This window comes from Cobetia sp. cqz5-12 (assembly GCF_016495405.1).
GTDB lineage: Bacteria > Pseudomonadota > Gammaproteobacteria > Pseudomonadales > Halomonadaceae > Cobetia.
In genome coordinates this window covers 148,403-165,521 of the sequence record NZ_CP044522.1, presented here as the reverse complement: position 1 = coordinate 165,521, position 17,119 = coordinate 148,403, and the positions used below count along the sequence as shown (strand labels likewise).

General features: G+C 61.4%; 13 protein-coding genes and 2 tRNA genes. 1 reads left to right on the top strand and 14 read right to left on the bottom strand.

What is annotated here, in order from left to right; all coding sequences use genetic code 11:
- Positions 1–2: 2 nt before the first annotated feature.
- The 11 genes from infB to rlmE all read right to left on the bottom strand — a co-directional run bounded on the left by infB (position 3) and on the right by rlmE (position 12,084).
- Complete coding sequence (gene infB / locus F8A90_RS00750) at positions 3–2,447, bottom strand: translation initiation factor IF-2 (RefSeq protein WP_166019020.1); 2,445 nt, start codon at positions 2,445–2,447, stop codon at positions 3–5.
- A gap of 28 nt (positions 2,448–2,475) precedes the next feature.
- Positions 2,476–3,969 carry a transcription termination factor NusA gene (gene nusA, locus F8A90_RS00745; protein WP_054556444.1) on the bottom strand — a complete coding sequence of 498 codons (1,494 nt, stop codon included), beginning with the start codon at positions 3,967–3,969 and terminating at the stop codon, positions 2,476–2,478.
- A gap of 76 nt (positions 3,970–4,045) precedes the next feature.
- The gene (gene rimP, locus F8A90_RS00740) at positions 4,046–4,504 is read right to left on the bottom strand and encodes a ribosome maturation factor RimP (RefSeq protein WP_043333393.1); all 459 of its coding nucleotides are present in this window, start codon (positions 4,502–4,504) and stop codon (positions 4,046–4,048) included.
- A 123-nt stretch (positions 4,505–4,627) separates the two neighbouring features.
- Positions 4,628–4,704, bottom strand: a tRNA-Met gene (locus F8A90_RS00735).
- 103 nt (positions 4,705–4,807) lie between these two features.
- A tRNA-Leu gene (locus F8A90_RS00730) sits at positions 4,808–4,894 on the bottom strand.
- A gap of 62 nt (positions 4,895–4,956) precedes the next feature.
- Positions 4,957–5,343: a preprotein translocase subunit SecG gene (gene secG, locus F8A90_RS00725; protein ID WP_043333391.1), complete on the bottom strand. Its 387-nt coding sequence runs from the start codon at positions 5,341–5,343 to the stop codon at positions 4,957–4,959.
- A 5-nt stretch (positions 5,344–5,348) separates the two neighbouring features.
- Positions 5,349–6,095: a triose-phosphate isomerase gene (gene tpiA / locus F8A90_RS00720; RefSeq protein ID WP_200018434.1), complete on the bottom strand. Its 747-nt coding sequence runs from the start codon at positions 6,093–6,095 to the stop codon at positions 5,349–5,351.
- A gap of 215 nt (positions 6,096–6,310) precedes the next feature.
- The gene (gene glmM, locus F8A90_RS00715) at positions 6,311–7,660 is read right to left on the bottom strand and encodes a phosphoglucosamine mutase (RefSeq protein ID WP_043333386.1); all 1,350 of its coding nucleotides are present in this window, start codon (positions 7,658–7,660) and stop codon (positions 6,311–6,313) included.
- Complete coding sequence (gene folP, locus F8A90_RS00710) at positions 7,657–8,499, bottom strand: dihydropteroate synthase (protein ID WP_233593383.1); 843 nt, start codon at positions 8,497–8,499, stop codon at positions 7,657–7,659. The genes glmM and folP overlap by 4 nt, the downstream gene beginning before the upstream one ends.
- 478 nt (positions 8,500–8,977) lie before the next feature.
- Positions 8,978–10,978 (bottom strand): ATP-dependent zinc metalloprotease FtsH, encoded by a 2,001-nt coding sequence (ftsH, locus tag F8A90_RS00705; protein WP_200018433.1) that lies wholly within the window; start codon positions 10,976–10,978, stop codon positions 8,978–8,980.
- Positions 10,979–11,460: 482 nt separating this feature from the next.
- On the bottom strand, positions 11,461–12,084 hold the full coding sequence (gene rlmE / locus F8A90_RS00700) for a 23S rRNA (uridine(2552)-2'-O)-methyltransferase RlmE (RefSeq protein WP_225347478.1): 624 nt from the start codon (positions 12,082–12,084) through the stop codon (positions 11,461–11,463).
- Positions 12,085–12,363: 279 nt separating this feature from the next.
- On the opposite strand from rlmE, the gene yhbY reads away from it, so the two are divergent.
- On the top strand, positions 12,364–12,678 hold the full coding sequence (gene yhbY / locus F8A90_RS00695) for a ribosome assembly RNA-binding protein YhbY (RefSeq protein ID WP_043333380.1): 315 nt from the start codon (positions 12,364–12,366) through the stop codon (positions 12,676–12,678).
- A 106-nt stretch (positions 12,679–12,784) separates the two neighbouring features.
- On the opposite strand, the gene F8A90_RS00690 is transcribed toward yhbY, so the two are convergent.
- The 3 genes from F8A90_RS00690 to carB form a co-directional block, all read right to left on the bottom strand.
- Complete coding sequence (locus tag F8A90_RS00690; protein ID WP_200018431.1) at positions 12,785–13,237, bottom strand: hypothetical protein; 453 nt, start codon at positions 13,235–13,237, stop codon at positions 12,785–12,787.
- A 125-nt stretch (positions 13,238–13,362) separates the two neighbouring features.
- Entirely contained in the window at positions 13,363–13,839 is a 477-nt protein-coding gene (gene greA / locus F8A90_RS00685; protein ID WP_043333374.1) for a transcription elongation factor GreA, read from the bottom strand.
- Positions 13,836–17,066: a carbamoyl-phosphate synthase large subunit gene (carB, locus tag F8A90_RS00680; protein ID WP_166019024.1), complete on the bottom strand. Its 3,231-nt coding sequence runs from the start codon at positions 17,064–17,066 to the stop codon at positions 13,836–13,838. Before carB ends, greA begins: the two co-directional genes overlap by 4 nt.
- Between the last annotated feature and the right edge of the window lie 53 nt (positions 17,067–17,119).

The window sequence follows — 17,119 nt, the reverse complement described above, 5'->3', positions numbered from 1 at the left end:
TATCAGAGCGTGCGCTCGACCTGGATCTGGTCGAACACCTCGATCTTGTCGCCAACCTGCACGTCGTTGTAGTTCTTGACGCCGATACCACATTCCATGCCGTTGCGGACTTCGTTGACGTCATCCTTGAAGCGACGCAGGGATTCCAGCTCGCCTTCATAGATGACCACGTTGTCACGCAGCACGCGGATGCGCTTGGAGCGGTACATGTTGCCTTCGACAACCATACAACCGGCGATCGCGCCGATCTTCGGTGCCTTGAAGACATCGCGCACTTCGGCAACACCGACGATCTGCTCGCGGAATTCCGGTGCCAGCATGCCAGTCATGGCCAGCTTGACCTCGTCGATCAGCTGGTAGATGACGCTGTAGTAGCGCAGATCCAGACCTTCACGCTCGACGATCTCACGCGCGGAGGCGTCAGCACGGACGTTGAAGCCGACCAGGATCGCTTCGGAAGCGAGTGCCAAGTTGGCATCGGTACCGGTGATACCACCGACACCGGAAGAGACCACGGCCACCTTGACTTCTTCGGTGGAGAGTTCTTCCAGCGCGCCACGGATGGCTTCCAGAGACCCCTGCACGTCGGCCTTGAGGACGACGTTGACCTTGGCGACTTCGTCCTGACCCATCTGGGAGAACATGTTCTCCAGCTTGGCCTTCTGCTGACGCGCCAGACGCACTTCGCGGTACTTGCCCTGACGGAAGTTGGCGACTTCACGTGCCTTCTTCTCATCCGGGACCACGGTGAACTCTTCACCGGCGTCCGGCGTGCCACCCAGACCCTGGATCTCGACCGGCATGGCCGGACCCGCGGAATCGACCTGCTTGCCGAGTTCGTTGATCAGTGCACGCACACGGCCGTAATGCAGACCGGCGAGGACGATATCGCCCTTCTTCAGCGTACCGTTCTGGACCAGCACGGTCGCGACCGGACCACGGCCCTTGTCGAGACGGGACTCGACCACGACGCCTTTACCCGGCGCGGACGGCACGGCCTGAAGCTCGAGAACTTCGGAAACCAGCAGGACACCTTCGAGCAGCGCGTCGATGTTCTCGCCAGTCTTGGCGGAAACGTGGACGAACTGGGTATCACCACCCCATTCCTCGGAGATGACACCGTGCTGGGACAGCTCATTCTTGACGCGGTCCGGATCAGCACCCGGCTTGTCGATCTTGTTCACCGCCACGACCATCGGGACACCCGCGGCCTTGGAGTGCTCGACAGCCTCGATGGTCTGCGGCATCACGCCATCATCGGCAGCCACCACCAGGATGACGACGTCGGTCGCCTTGGCACCACGAGCACGCATGGCGGTGAACGCCGCGTGGCCCGGGGTATCCAGGAAGGTGATGTCACCGTTGTCGTGTTCGACGTGGTAGGCACCGATGTGCTGGGTGATACCACCCGCTTCACCTGTGGCGACCTTGGTGCGGCGGATGTAATCCAGCAGCGAGGTCTTGCCGTGGTCAACGTGACCCATGACGGTAACGACCGGCGCGCGGGTGATCTGCTCACCTTCGTAGGAGATGCCTTCGAGAACGGCTGTCTCGAGTGCGTCATCCTTGATCAGCTTGGGCGTGTGGCCCATTTCCTCGACCACGATGGTCGCGGTTTCCTGATCGATCGTCTGGTTGATGGTGACCGCAGCGCCCATGTTGAACATGGTCTTGATCACTTCAGACGCCTTGACGGCCATCTTGTCAGCGAGGTCTGCCACTGAGATGGACTCAGGGATGGAGACTTCACGGACGAAGGTCTGGACCGGCTTCGGCGGCTGACGGTTGGCATCACGGCCACCACGACGACCACCGCGACGCTCGGCGCGCTTGACCTTCTTGGCCCCGCCACGCTTGCGTTCGCTACGGTCTTCACGGGCTTCGCGACGATCACGTGATTCATCACGCGGCGCAGCCTTGGCGCGACGCGGTGCATCACCACGCGGCTCCTTCGGCGGCGCGTTGACTTCCGGCGCAGCGTCGGCGGACGGTGCAGCGGCAGCAGCCGGTGCACTCTGACGCGGACGCTCTTCGCGACGGTTGTCATTGCCACGACGCTCTTCGCGCTGCGGTGCCGCAGCCGGCTTGTCCGCAACGGCAGCTGCCGGTGCAGCAGCGGCCGGTGCTTCTGCAGCCTGCTCTTCGCCCTCTTTGACGTAGGTACGCTTCTTGCGCACCTGCACCTCGATGGACTTGCCGCGACCGCTACCCGTGTTGATGCGAGACTTGGTCTTGCGGGTCAGGGTAATGCGGTTCTTGGGCGCTGCCGGAGCGGCGCCACCACCGTGGCTCTTGGTGAGGTGATCAAGCAGCTTCTGCTTGTCGACCTCAGAGACGGCGTCGTTCTCTGACTTGTGCTTCAGACCCGCTTCATGCATCTGTTCCAGTAGGCGGGCTGACTCGCGGCCCACCTTCTTGGCGAATTCTTTGACTGTCATTTCTGACATGTACGACCCTCCTGAGCCCGTGACCTAGTTACTGTTCGCTTGCGAACCAGGGCGCGCGGGCGGTCATGATCAACGCCGCTGCTCGCTCTTCGTCGACGCCTTCGATGTCTTTCAGATCATCGATGGCCTGCTCGGCAAGGTCTTCCATGGTGACGATACCCTTGCTGGCCAGGATGTATGCCAGATGACTCTCCATGCCTTCCATGTTGAGCAGGTCTTCGGCCGGCTGTGCGCCGTCCAGTTGCTCTTCAGTGGCGATGGCGAGATTCAGCAGTTCATCCTTGGCCCGAGCGCGCAGCTCCTCGACCAGATCCTGGTCAAAGCCCTCGACCTCGAGCATTTCCTCGAGCGGGACATAGGCGATTTCCTCGAGTGAGGTGAAGCCCTCGTCCACCAGGACACGGGCTAGATCCTCTTCGATCTCGAGATGAGTGATGAAATATTCGACAAAACTGTCGATTTCCTGCTCGCGCTTGCCCTCGGCTTCCGCCTCGGTCATGACGTTGAGCTGCCAACCGGTCAGCTCACTGGCCAGACGAACGTTCTGACCGCTGCGACCGATGGCCTGAGCCAGGTTGTCCGCAGCGACAGCGACATCCATGGAATGGGTGTCTTCGTCGACCAGAATGGAACCGACATCTGCCGGCGCCATGGCGTTGATGACGAGCTGGGCAGGATTGTCATCCCACAGGATGATATCCACGCGTTCGTTACGCAGTTCATTGGACACGGCCTGCACGCGTGAACCACGCATGCCGACGCAGGCACCGATCGGATCGATGCGCTTGTCGTTGCTCTTGACCGCGATCTTGGCGCGCGAGCCCGGATCACGGGCAGCACCCTTGATCTCGATCAGCTGCTCGGCGATTTCCGGGACTTCGATCTTGAACAACTCGATGATCAGCTCAGGACGCGTACGCGACAGAATCAGCTGAGAACCACGAGCATCCGCGTCGACTTTCCACAGCAGGGCACGCACCCGCTCGTTCAAGCGGTAGCGCTCGCCGTGAATCATCTCACCGCGCGGCAGGAAGCCTTCGGCGTTGTCGCCCAGATCGATGATGAGGCCATCACGTGTCGTCTTCTTGACGATACCCGCGACCAGCTCACCTTCACGCTCGGCGTAAAGGCGCACCACTTCCGCACGCTCGGCCTCGCGCACCTTCTGCACGATGACCTGCTTGGCGGTCTGTGCAGCGATACGACCGAACGCTTCGGATTCGATCTGCTTCTCGACCACGGCACCCAGCGCCAGCGGCTCTTCGCGCTGTTCGGCGATGCTGGCCTTGATCTCGTAGTCCGGCGTCTCGAACTCGTCGTCTTCGACGACGGTCCAGCGACGGTAGGTCGCGTAATCACCGGTGACACGATCGATCTTGACGCGGATATCCGCCTCTTCCTGATCGAAACGCTTGCGTGACGCCGAAGCCAATGCCGCTTCGACGGCTTCGAAAATCACATCCCGCGGCACGCCTTTCTCGTTGGAGATGGCGTCAACGACCAGCAGAATCTCTTTGCTCATGACTTTGCCTCGCCAGAAACCTGTCCTTGCGCATCGACCCGGGCTCGCAACGCGAGCGGTGTGCCGACAACGTCAGTTATTTGAACTGCGGCACAATGCGTGCCTGGTCGATGCTTTCAATGGGAAAGCAGTATTCTTCTTCATCGACCCGGATCACGACATCACCGTCTTCGGTGCCAGTCACCAGCCCCTGGAACTTGCGCTGGCCATCGAAAGCCTGGCGAAGTCGCAGTGCCACCACGTGACCGATGTAGCGCTCGTACTGGTCAAGCGTGAACAACGGACGATCCATGCCTGGAGACGAGACTTCAAGCTGGAACTGACCGGTAATGGGGTCTTCGACATCCAGTACGGCACCCACCTGACGACTGACGTTTGCGCAGTTGTCCACGGTAATGCCATCGGGATGGTCGATATAGATCACCAGACGGGACTGCTTGCCTTGGGAGAGATAGTCGATACCCCAGAGCTCGAAGCCCAGAGCAGAGACGACTGGATCGATAAGCGCGTTAAGCGCAGCGTCCTTGGTTGACACAGACGAGGCTCCTACAGCAGTTGCATCAGGCACCTGACCGGGAGTAGAGAAGAGAGCTAGGTGGCTGATTGGCACTGGTGCTAACAAAAAGCCCCTTCATAGGAAGGGGCCTTTCAAGAAACTTGGTAGCGGGGACCGGATTTGAACCGATGACCTTCGGGTTATGAGCCCGACGAGCTACCAGACTGCTCCACCCCGCAACAATAGTCGGACGATGGTAATGTCACCGAAAAAGGAGGTCAAGGAATGACGTCTTTCCAAGGTGGCAGAGTTGCGTCCAGACTGCCAATCGATCTAACAAGATGGTGCCGAAGGGGGGACTTGAACCCCCACGACCATAAGGTCACTACCCCCTCAAGATAGCGTGTCTACCAATTCCACCACTTCGGCACGGGGGCGGGTATCGCCTGAGACGTTACCCGGAAGAATTCAAAGTTAACGCCTTGAATTCCTTAGAGTGCTGGTTGGTCTGCGTTGCCGCTTTCCTCAAGCACTGGCGACGTATTCTCCACACTTTCCTCGGAGTCGTCAAGTGATGGCAGTGAATTTTTCTGCTGCTCGATCACGCTGGCATTCGGAATGCCCGCTTCGACTGACGGCTGGTTGGCGTTGGACGCGAACCAGGCCAGTGTCAGAGAGGTCGCGAAGAAGCCCGCGGCCAGAACACCCGTGAAGCGCGCGAGGAAGTTGCCGCTACCGCTGGACCCGAAAACGGTCTGGGAAGCACCACCGCCACCAAAGGCAGCGCCAGCTTCGGCCCCCTTGCCCTGCTGGAGAAGGACGAGCACGATCAGCGCGACCGCGAGTACCACATGGACCATCAGAACGGCTACTTGCATGAGATTCAACCTGCAGACTGGCAAATGGCTAGGAATTCGTCGATCTGGAGCGAGGCACCGCCCACGAGACCGCCGTCGATATCCGGCTGCGCAAGCAGCTCGGCGGCATTGGCAGCTTTCATGCTACCGCCGTACAACAATTGCATTGCCTCGGCGAGCGAGGCAGACCACTCGGCCAGGCGCGCGCGAATGGCCGCATGGACCTCCTGCGCCTGCTGTGGCGAAGCGGTGCGTCCGGTACCAATGGCCCAGACGGGCTCATAGGCGACAACCAGACGCGTGCGCGCATCAGCGGAGAGCGAGGAGAACACCGCCTCCAGCTGTCCCAGCACGACGCGCTCCGTGTCACCGGCTTCACGCTCCTCAAGCGTCTCACCGACGCACAGCACCGGTGTGAGGCCTGCAGCAAGCGCTGCCTCGACACGTGCCAGTACCGCCGCATCGTCTTCAGCATACAGGCTTCGACGCTCCGAGTGGCCGACCAGCACCATCGCGGCACCGACATCCTTGAGCATCTGACCCGCCACTTCGCCGGTAAAGGCACCCTCGCTCGCCGGGTTCAGCGTCTGCCCCGCCAGCGCCACGCTCACAGGCATGCTCGCGCGAGCGACGCTCAGATAAGGGAAAGGCACTGCCAGCGCCACCTGAATGCCCTGCGGCAGCGAAGCCGCCTGCAGGCCCCGGGCAAACTCATCGACCAGGGCAAGATCACCATTCATCTTCCAGTTTCCGGCAATCAGCGGTGTACGCATGTGCTTCTCCCTTGTGAGCAGTGCGAGGATGGTAATGGAGCCGCCCTTGACTGACAACCTTCGCGACCCCTGTCAAGCCCCGTGATCCGGCACGATCAGGCTCGGGGCAACTGCCATGAACGACAACAGGCGCACTCGGCGCCTGTTGTCGTTCTGTGCAACCCGCCCACTCGGCGACGTTAACCGTCGCCCCGGCGAGCTGTCCTGTCAGCGCATCACGCCGACATGCTGGATTCGACCGTCGCAGCGATCTGACCCGCCAGCGCATCGACATCGAAGTGCGGACGCCCTTCGACCATGACGCGAATCAGCGGTTCCGTGCCACTGGGACGCAGCAACACGCGACCTTCGTTGCCCAGCGTCTGCTCCACTTCGACCACCGCAGCCTGCACGGCATCCGCCGCCATCAGCGCCTTGTTGTCGCAGCCCGGCGCCAGACGCACATTGATCAGCGCTTGAGGGGCCTTTTCGAAGCCGACCAGCAATTCGCTGAGTGAGCATTCTTCGCGCGCCATGATCGCCAGCACCTGCAGCGCCGAGACGATGCCATCACCGGTGCTCTGGATATGGCTGCAGACGATGTGACCGGAGGATTCGCCACCCAGCTGCCAGCCATTGGCCTCCAGACGCTCGATGACATAGCGGTCACCGACCTTGGCGCGCTCGAAGGGAATTCCCAGGCCTTCCAACGCAGCTGCCAGACCGAAGTTGGACATCAGAGTGCCGACGACACCACCACCCAGCACACCGCGCTCGTGACGATCACGCGCGATCATGTAGAGGATGTCATCGCCATCGATGACCCGGCCATCGGCATCGACCAGGATCAGGCGGTCACCATCACCATCGAAGGCCACACCGAGATCGGCGCCCTGCTCGATGACGGCCGCGCGCAGCGCCTGCGGGTGCGTGGAGCCGACACCCTGATTGATGTTGAGGCCATCCGGCTCGCCCCCGATGACGCTGACCTTGGCACCCAGCTCGCGGAAGACGTTTGGCGCGATGTGATAGGTCGCACCATGCGCGCAATCCAGCACCACCTTCATGCCGTGAAGGCCCAGGCGACCCGGCAGCGTGGACTTGCAGAATTCGATATAGCGGCCGGCCGCATCCTGGATGCGTGACGCCTTGCCCAGGCTGTCCGGGCCGACGATCACGATGTCGCGGTCCAGCTCGGCTTCGATCTCGGCTTCCAGCGCATCATCCAGCTTGGTGCCGGCAGCGGAGAAGAACTTGATGCCGTTGTCCGGATAGGCGTTGTGGGAGGCCGAGATGACGATGCCGGCATCGGCGCGGAAGGTGCGCGTCAGATAGGCGATCCCCGGCGTCGGCATCGGGCCGAGCAGGGAAACATCGACGCCCGCTGCCGAAAGGCCGGACTCGAGCGCGGATTCGAACATGTAGCCCGAGATGCGCGTATCCTTGCCGATCAATACCTTGCCGCGGCCGTGACGGGCAAATACCCGTCCCGCCGCCCAGCCCAGCTTGAGCATGAAGTCTGGCGTGATAGGGAATTCCCCCACCGTGCCGCGAATGCCATCCGTACCAAAATAACGTCGACTCATCGTATCGTGCCTTCCTGTAGCACGGCCCATGCCATGTCGACAGCGTCGACAGTCGGGGCCACGTCGTGAACGCGAAACAGCCTGGCCCCGTCACGAACGGCCAGGGCCGTCAGTGCCAGGTTACCAGCCAAGCGATCCTCCACCGCGCGCCCGAGGGCATTGCCGATCATGCTCTTGCGTGACGTGCCGATCAGCAGCGGGAGGTTGAATTCATGTAACTGCGCCATGCGGTGATACAGGCGCAGATTGTCTTGCAGTGACTTGCCGAAGCCGAAGCCGGGGTCCAGCAGCAGTCGCTCACGCGCGATACCCGCCGCCCCACAGGCCGCGATACGCTCTGCCAGAAACGTCCGGACTTCCTGCTCGATGGACTGAGCGTAATGCGTATCCTGCTGCATGGTGTCCGGCTCGCCGCGCATGTGCATCAGACAGACAGGCAGCCCGCTGTCAGCGGCCGCCTCGAGCGCGCCGTCTCGATTCAGCGCACGCACGTCATTGATCATGCCTGCCCCCAGCCGTGCGGTTTCGCGCATGACGTGCGGGTTGCTGGTATCGATGCTCACCAACGCGCCCAGCTCGCTCACCAGCCGCTCCACCACCGGGCAGACCCGCTCAAGCTCTTCTTCGGTACTGACCGGCGTCGCCCCGGGTCGTGTCGACTCACCGCCGACATCGATCATCGCGGCACCATCGGCCAGCATCTGCTCGGCATTGCGCAGCGCGGCGTCCAGGGTCGCGCTGCGACCGCCATCCGAGAAGGAGTCCGGCGTCACGTTGAGAATCCCCATCACCCGCGGACGCGAGAGATCGAGAAGGTGTCCGGCGCACTCCAATGACATCAGATGACCCACTCGAGGCTCGAGAGGCGTACTCAAGGCAGAATTCGTCATGGCATACCATGCAGGCGAGAGGGGGGACGAAGGTGTCTTCGCAGCCCGGTCAGAAATGATTGCGCACCACTTTAAAGAGCCAGATCATGGCGCGCAAGGCGTGGAATGGCCGCCACACGGGGCGTCAGCAGATGGCAACGCCATTGGCTCAGGCCTTTCACCCCGCGCTCATCACGGCGCTGACAATGCCCGTGCAGAGACATGAGTCAACGCCGCCACGCCACGGCGTAGGCCACTCATCAGCAGCACCTTAACTTTACCAACGTCATTGCTGCAGCGGTTCAAACCACCATTGCTGCAGACAAGAAAACGCCCAACTGGCAAGCCAGTCGGGCGTTCTTCCTTTCAGAGGCGCAGACGTCGCATGTGATATCGGGCGCCCCTTATGCCTACATTGGGCCTAGTTCAGGCCTAGATCAGGCGTACATCAATGACCGCTCGGACCACCCAGCGGATCAGACGGGCGACGGCGATTGCCGTCGTCGTCTTCACTGCCATCAGCGTCATCATCGGCCTTGGGAGCTTCCGGCGCTTCCGCCTTCGGAGTGTCGGCAACCGGGGCCACCAGGCCACCGTCACCACCGCTTGCCGGGCCACCCCAGTCCTTCGGCGGACGCGGCGTACGGCCGGCCATGATGTCCGCCAGCTGCTCGGCATCGATGGTCTCATAGGTCATCAGCGCTTCGGTCATCGCATCCAGCTTGTCGCGATTCTCTTCCAGGATCTGCTGCGCCTTGGCGTAGCACTCGTCGATGATACGACGCACTTCCTTGTCGAGACGCGAGGTGGTGTCACCAGACTTCAGCTTGCCGCCACCCTGACCCGGGCCACCGAGGAACTGATGGGACTCGTCCTCATCGTACATGATCGGGCCCATCTCGCTTGAGAGCCCCCACTTGGCGACCATGTTGTGGGCAAGTTCGGTTGCACGCTTGATGTCATTGGAGGCGCCGGTGGTGACACCGTTCGGCCCCAGCGTCATCTCTTCAGCGATACGACCGCCGAACAGCGAGCAGATCTGGCTGATGATCTGCTGACGCGAGTAGCTGTAGCGATCCTCCTCCGGCAGGAACATCGTCACACCCAGCGCGCGGCCGCGCGGAATGATCGACACCTTGTAGACCGGATCATGCTCGGGCATCACCAGGCCGATGATGGCGTGGCCAGACTCGTGATAGGCCGTGTTGCGCTTCTCCTTCTCGGACATGACCATCGATTTGCGCTCGGCGCCCATCATGATCTTGTCCTTGGCCAGCTCGAGCTCTTCCATGCCGACCAGACGCTTGTTGCGACGCGCGGCAAACAGGGCGGCTTCATTGACCAGGTTGGCGAGATCTGCACCGGAGAAGCCCGGCGTACCACGTGCAATGTTGACCGGCACGACGTCGTCGCCCATCGGCACCTTGCGCAGGTGAACGCCAAGGATGTGTTCGCGACCACGGATATCCGGCAGACCCACCATGACCTGACGGTCGAAGCGACCAGGACGCAGCAGTGCGGGGTCAAGCACGTCAGGACGGTTGGTCGCGGCGATGACGATGATGCCGTCATTCGCCTCGAAGCCATCCATCTCGACCAGCAGCTGGTTCAGTGTCTGCTCACGTTCATCGTGACCACCGCCCATGCCGGAACCACGATGACGACCGACGGCGTCGATCTCATCGATGAAGATGATGCACGGCGCCTGCTTCTTGGCCTGCTCGAACATGTCACGCACACGGGACGCACCGACACCGACGAACATCTCGACGAAGTCAGAACCGGAGATGCTGAAGAACGGCACCTTGGCTTCGCCGGCGATCGCCTTGGCGAGCAGGGTCTTGCCGGTACCCGGCGGGCCCACCATCAGGACACCGCGCGGAATCTGACCGCCAAGACGCTGGAACTTGCTGGGGTCCTTGAGGAAGTCGACCAGCTCCTCGACTTCTTCCTTCGCTTCGTCACAGCCCGCGACGTCGCTGAAGGTGGTCTTGATCTGGTCCTGGCTCAACAGCTTGGCCTTGGACTTGCCGAAGCTCATCGGGCCACCCTTGCCGGCACCGCCGCCCTGCATCTGGCGCATGAAGAACATGAAGATGGCCAGAATGATCAGAATCGGGAAGCTGGCGATCAACAGGCGTGTCCACAGCGACTGCTGCTCAGGCTTCTTGCCGATGACCTCCACCTTGTTGGCAAGCAGGTCATCCATCAGCTTGGGATCGGACGCCGCCGGCCGGATGGTGGTGAAGCTGGAGCCGTCGGCCCGCTCACCCTCAATGGTGTAACCATCGATGGTCACACTCTTGATCCGGTCGTTCTGCACCTGCTGGACGAACTGTGAATAGTTCATCGCCTGCGGCGAGGTATCGACGCTGAAGTTGTTGAACACCGTCAGCAGCACTGCTGCGATGATCAACCAGAGAATCAGGTTCTTCGCCATGTCGTTCAAGGGGACACCCTCATTGCATGAATCTGTCTTGGCATGCCGTGAATACTCCGACTGCCGTCTTGTGGTGGCCTGCCATGCTATCTGATCGTGCCTGCGGGGTATCAAGTCAGCGCAACGCGCCACTTCGCCTACCGAGTCACTCAAAGCTTGCCGTGCATTGTGCTACTTGCCTGCCAGTATCGATAAGGCATTGAAACCCACCGAACTGTCACCGGCCCATCGTACTCAAGACCCAATGATATCGACACTACACCAGATGGGGGCTGGCAACCATTGCTTAAAGCCCGACAATGGACTATTGCGCCGATAGACAGCCTGCATCAGCCAGCGCCTGCGACTCGCCCGGACACATTGGCGCCAGTCTAGGGGAGCATCGCATGGCTCGCCTTAACCCGCGATGAAGCATGCGACCCGCAACGTGGAAATCTCGCCACCGCGAGCCAGTGCCTGCCGCGCGCAGCGGCATGCAAGAACACCGACCGTCAGCCCTTGAAACCCTGACCGAGCAGATAGACTTCGCGTGAGCGTGCACGCGACGCTTCCGGCTTGCGGGTCACGACCTTCTTGAAGCTGCCACGCATGTCCTTCAGATAGGCATCGAAGCCCTCGCCCTGGAAGACCTTGACCAGGAAATTGCCGCCCGGCTTGAGGGTCTGACGCGCCAGATCCAGCGCCAGCTCGACCAGATACATGCCGGCAGGTTGATCGATTGCGCTCATGCCGCTCATGTTGGGCGCCATGTCGGAGATGACGAGGTCTACCGGGCGGTCACCGAGGGTAGCCAGAATCTGGTTCAACACGGCCTCTTCGGTGAAGTCGCCCTGAATGAAGTCGACACCGGCCAGAGCGTCCATCTCGAGAATGTCGGAGGCGATGACCACGCCCTCCATGCCGACGCGGTCAGCGGCGATCTGGCTCCAGCCACCGGGGGCTGCGCCGAGGTCGATGACGGTGGCACCCGGCTTGAGCAGGCGGTCCTTGTCATCGATTTCAATCAACTTGTAGCTGGCACGGGAACGATAACCATCGGCCCAGCTGCGCTGGACATAGGCGTCATCAAAGTGTTCCTTCATCCAGCCAGCACTGCTCTTGCTGGGGTGAGCCACGTTGTCACCTGGAATGTCGGGGAAAAATCGAATACTGGCGGGAGATCGCGCGGGGAATAACGACGACACGAAAGGCGTGGCAGCTTGCGCACGGGTCGTGTCATGAGCGTCGTCATGGAGTAGAATGGCGGGTCCTGCGCGCGGTTCCGCCCGTGGGCACAGACATTGCCTGCGCAACAGACGGGTTCACACCCCTGGATTTCAAGCCCTGGAGTCGACCCTGTCTTTCGCTACGCTCCCCGCTCCCATCGGACGCCAACAGGGAAACTTTACGATACCATGAGCTTGTCACAGTCACAAAAGAAAGCATTTCGCAGCATCGGGCACCATCTTGACCCGATCGTCACCGTCTCGGAAAACGGCCTTTCCGAAGGCGTCGTGACCGAACTGGAGCGCGCACTGCACGATCACGAACTGATCAAGCTGAAGCTGGCGATCAACGATCGCGAAGCCCGCGGCGAGGTGGCTCGCCACCTGTGCAGCGAAACCGGTGCGACCCTGATCCAGAGCATCGGCAAGATCGCCCTGCTGTATCGCCGCAACCCGCAGGCCAAGCCGAAGCTGTCGAACGTACAACGCTTCAGCGAGAAGTAAGCCGCCGGGCCCAGGCCTGACGAGGCTCACCTCGCACGCCACGCCTGTCGCAGACAGAAACGCCGCCCTCATCGAGGGCGGCGTTTCCGTTTTCTGTTGCTGACAATCACGACCTGACGCGCTGATTCAGCTCGAAGGTGATGTCGTCCAGCGCCCGCTGGGTGACCTGATGACGCTTGAGTGTCGTCTGTCTGGACTCCCCCTCACCGTTGCCGGCATCGCGATACTTGATGATCAGCGTCTTCTTGTCGAAGGTGAAATCCTCGATCAGCTCATAATCGATCTTGCGACACCCCATGAGTGGTGACGGCCGCAGATAAAGCGACTGATTGCCGAAGTGCGCCAGCGGCACCACCAGGTGGAAAACTCCCCTCGCCAACAGGGCACTCCCCAGGACCAATGACGGCGTCAACAGCGCCGAGTCCCCGGTGTACCGATAGGCAAACGACTGGGAGACCACATATGCCACCCCGAACAGCATGAACCCGAGCACCATGAAGATGGCCACCATGGAGATTGCCATGACGCGCTTTTCCGGCTGACGTCCCTGTACTTCCATTACTCCCTCCCTGAAGGATTTCGTGCCCGCAGGCAAGAAAACAGCCCTGCCGGGATGACCGGCAGGGCTGTCACGACATCAGGATCTGACGAATCAGAGGCGATGCACTTCAGATGTGACGTGCTTCAGATGTGATGCACTTCGGAGATTTCATACTCCACATCGCCACCCGGGGTACGCACGACCACGACATCCCCTTCTTCCTTGCCGATCAGCGCTCGCGCGATCGGAGAGGTGACGGAGATCTTGCCGTCCTTAATGCTGGCTTCATCTTCGCCAACGATGCGATAGCGCACTTCGCTATCATCATCGAGGTTCATCAGGTCGACCGTGGTGCCGAAGATCACCTTGCCGGTCTTCGGCAACTTGGTGACATCGATCACCTGGGACATGGAGAGCTTGGACTCGATCTCCTGGATACGCCCCTCGATGAAACCCTGCTGTTCACGCGCGGCGTGGTACTCGGCATTCTCCTTGAGATCGCCGTGCTCACGGGCTTCCGCGATGTCAGCGATGACCCGGGGACGCTCAGTGCCCTTTAGGTGCTCGAGCTCCTTGCGAAGGCGATCTTCGCCCTCGACGGTCATCGGACTTCTACTCATATCATGACTCCTGCATGCATATCCTGGAGACGACGGACCTTGACGTCGTTGCCGTAGGCAAGCGCCATGCACACGGCATTGGCACCCGCCAGCGTCGTGGCGTAGGGCACCTTGTGCGCCAGCGCCGTGCGACGGATCACGGACGAGTCATTGATGGCCTGACGTCCCTCTGTGGTGTTGACGATATAGGCGATCTCGCCGTTCTTGATCATGTCGACGATATGCGGCCGCCCTTCGAACACCTTGTTGACGGGTTCAACCTCGAGGCCGGCAGCGGCGATCACCTCTGCCGTGCCACGGGTAGCACAAAGCGTAAAGCCTAATGTTACCAGAGAGCGGGCCACCTCGATAACGCCCGCCTTGTCGAACTCACGCACGGACAGGAAAGCCTTGCGATCGCCAGTCAGGGCCGGGATGGCTTCACCGGCACCCAGCTGCGCCTTGTAGAAGGCTTCCGCGAAGGTATCGCCGGAGCCCATCACTTCGCCGGTGGACTTCATTTCCGGCGACAGGATCGGGTCGACCCCCGGGAACTTGGCGAACGGCAGCACCGCTTCCTTCACACTGTAGAAGGTCGGCACGATTTCCTGGGTAAAGCCGATCTCTTCCAGGGTCTGGCCGGCCATGCAGCGCGCGGCGATCTGCGCCAGCGACTGGCCGATGCACTTGGAGACGAATGGCACGGTACGTGAAGCGCGCGGGTTGACCTCGATGACGTAGATCACGCCATCCTGCCAGGCCAGCTGCACGTTCATCAGGCCGACGACGTTGAGTTCCAGCGCCATGCGCTTGACCTGCTCGCGCATCTCTTCCTGGACGTCTGCCGGCAGCGAGTACGGCGGCAGTGCACACGCGGAATCACCGGAGTGGATACCGGCCTGCTCGATGTGCTGCATGATGGCGCCGATCACGACCTGCTTGCCGTCGGACACCGCGTCGATGTCGACCTCGATGGCCGCGTTCAGGAAGTGGTCCAGCAGCACCGGCGAGTCATTGGAGACCTTGACCGCGTGGGTCATGTAGTTCTCGAGCTCGGCGGCGGAGTAGACGATTTCCATCGCGCGGCCGCCCAGTACGTAGCTCGGGCGCACCACCAGCGGGTAGCCGATGACCTCGGCCTTGACGAAGGCCTCCTCGAAGCTGCGCGCGGTGGCGTTTTCCGGCTGGATGAGACCGAGCTTCTCGATCATCTGCTGGAAACGCTCGCGGTCTTCGGCGCGGTCGATGGCGTCCGGCGTGGTACCGATGATCGGCACACCGGCGGCTTCGAGCTCACGCGCCAGCTTCAGCGGCGTCTGACCACCGAACTGGACGATGACACCGACCGGCTGTTCCTTGTCGGCGATCTCCAGCACGTCTTCCAGGGTGACCGGCTCGAAGTAGAGGCGATCGGAAGTGTCGTAGTCGGTCGAGACCGTTTCCGGATTGCAGTTGACCATGATGGTCTCGTAGCCGTCCGCGCGCATGGCGAGGGAGGCGTGGACACAGCAATAGTCGAACTCGATGCCCTGGCCGATACGGTTCGGACCGCCACCCAGCACCATGATCTTCTTCTTGTCGCTGACTTCCGCCTCGCACTCTTCCTCATAGGTGGAGTACATGTAGGCGGTGTCGGACGCGAATTCGGCGGCACAGGTGTCGACGCGCTTGTAGACCGGACGGATGCCCTGCTTCTGACGGTGCTTGCGGAAGGCCTTCTCGGACACGCCCATCAGACGCGCCAGGCGCGCATCGCTGAAGCCCTTGCGCTTGAGACGGAACAGACGATCGGCGTCCATCTCGCCCAGCGAGCTTGCGGCCACTGCGCCTTCCTGAGCGATCAGGTCGGCCAGCTGCACCAGGTACCAGCGGTCGATGTTGGTGAGGCGGAAGATCTCTTCGATATCGAGACCGGCACGCATGGCATCGGCGATGTAGAAGATACGCTCGGCACCGGCAGCCTGCAGCTCGCCCTTGATACGCGCCATGTTCTCGTCGCTGAAGTTCTCGACGATCGGATCGAGACCATCAACGCCGGTCTCCATGCCACGCAGGGCCTTCTGCAGGGATTCCTGGAAGGTACGGCCGATGGCCATGACTTCGCCGACCGACTTCATCTGCGTGGTCAGGCGGTCATTGGCCTGCGGGAACTTCTCGAAGGTGAAGCGCGGAATCTTGGTGACGACGTAATCGATGGACGGCTCGAAGGACGCCGGCGTCTTGCCACCGGTGATATCGTTCTGCAGCTCGTCCAGGGTGTAGCCGACTGCCAGCTTGGCGGCGATCTTGGCGATCGGGAAACCGGTCGCCTTGGAAGCCAGCGCCGAGGAACGCGACACGCGCGGGTTCATCTCGATCACGACCATGCGACCAGTGTCCGGGCAGATGCCGAACTGGACGTTGGAACCGCCGGTCTCGACGCCGATCTCACGCAGAACGGCCAGCGATGCATCACGCATCAGCTGGTATTCCTTGTCGGTCAGGGTCTGGGCCGGGGCGACAGTGATGGAGTCGCCGGTGTGCACGCCCATCGGGTCGAAGTTCTCAATGGCACAGACGATGATGCAGTTGTCGTTCTTGTCACGAACGACCTCCATCTCATATTCCTTCCAGCCCAGCAGCGATTCGTCGATCAACAGCTCGCGGGTCGGCGACAGCTCGAAGCCGCGATGGCAGATCTCTTCGAATTCTTCACGGTTGTACGCCACGCCGCCGCCGGAGCCGCCCATGGTGAAGCTGGGACGGATGATGGACGGGAAGCCCAGCTCGGCCTGGATTTCCCAGGCCTCTTCCATGGAGTGCGCGACCTTGGCCTTCGGGCACGCCAGACCGATCTTCTTCATCGCCTTGTCGAAGCGATCACGGTCTTCGGCCTTGTCGATGGTGTCGGCGTTGGCACCGATCATCTCGACACCGTACTGCTCGAGCACGCCTTCGCGCTCCAGCGCCAGCGCACAGTTCAGCGCAGTCTGGCCGCCCATGGTCGGCAGGATGGCGTCCGGGCGCTCCTTCTCGATGATGCGCGCCACGGTTTCCCAGGTGATCGGCTCGATATAGGTCGCATCGGCCATCACCGGGTCGGTCATGATGGTTGCCGGGTTGGAGTTGACCAGGATGACCCGGTAACCCTCTTCACGCAGGGCCTTGCAGGCCTGTGCGCCGGAATAGTCGAACTCGCACGCCTGGCCGATGACGATGGGGCCGGCGCCGATGATCAGGATGCTGTTTAGGTCTGTACGTTTCGGCATGTCTCTTCCCGCAATGATCTGGTGACTGAACTCAACGATGGATCAGGCCCTCG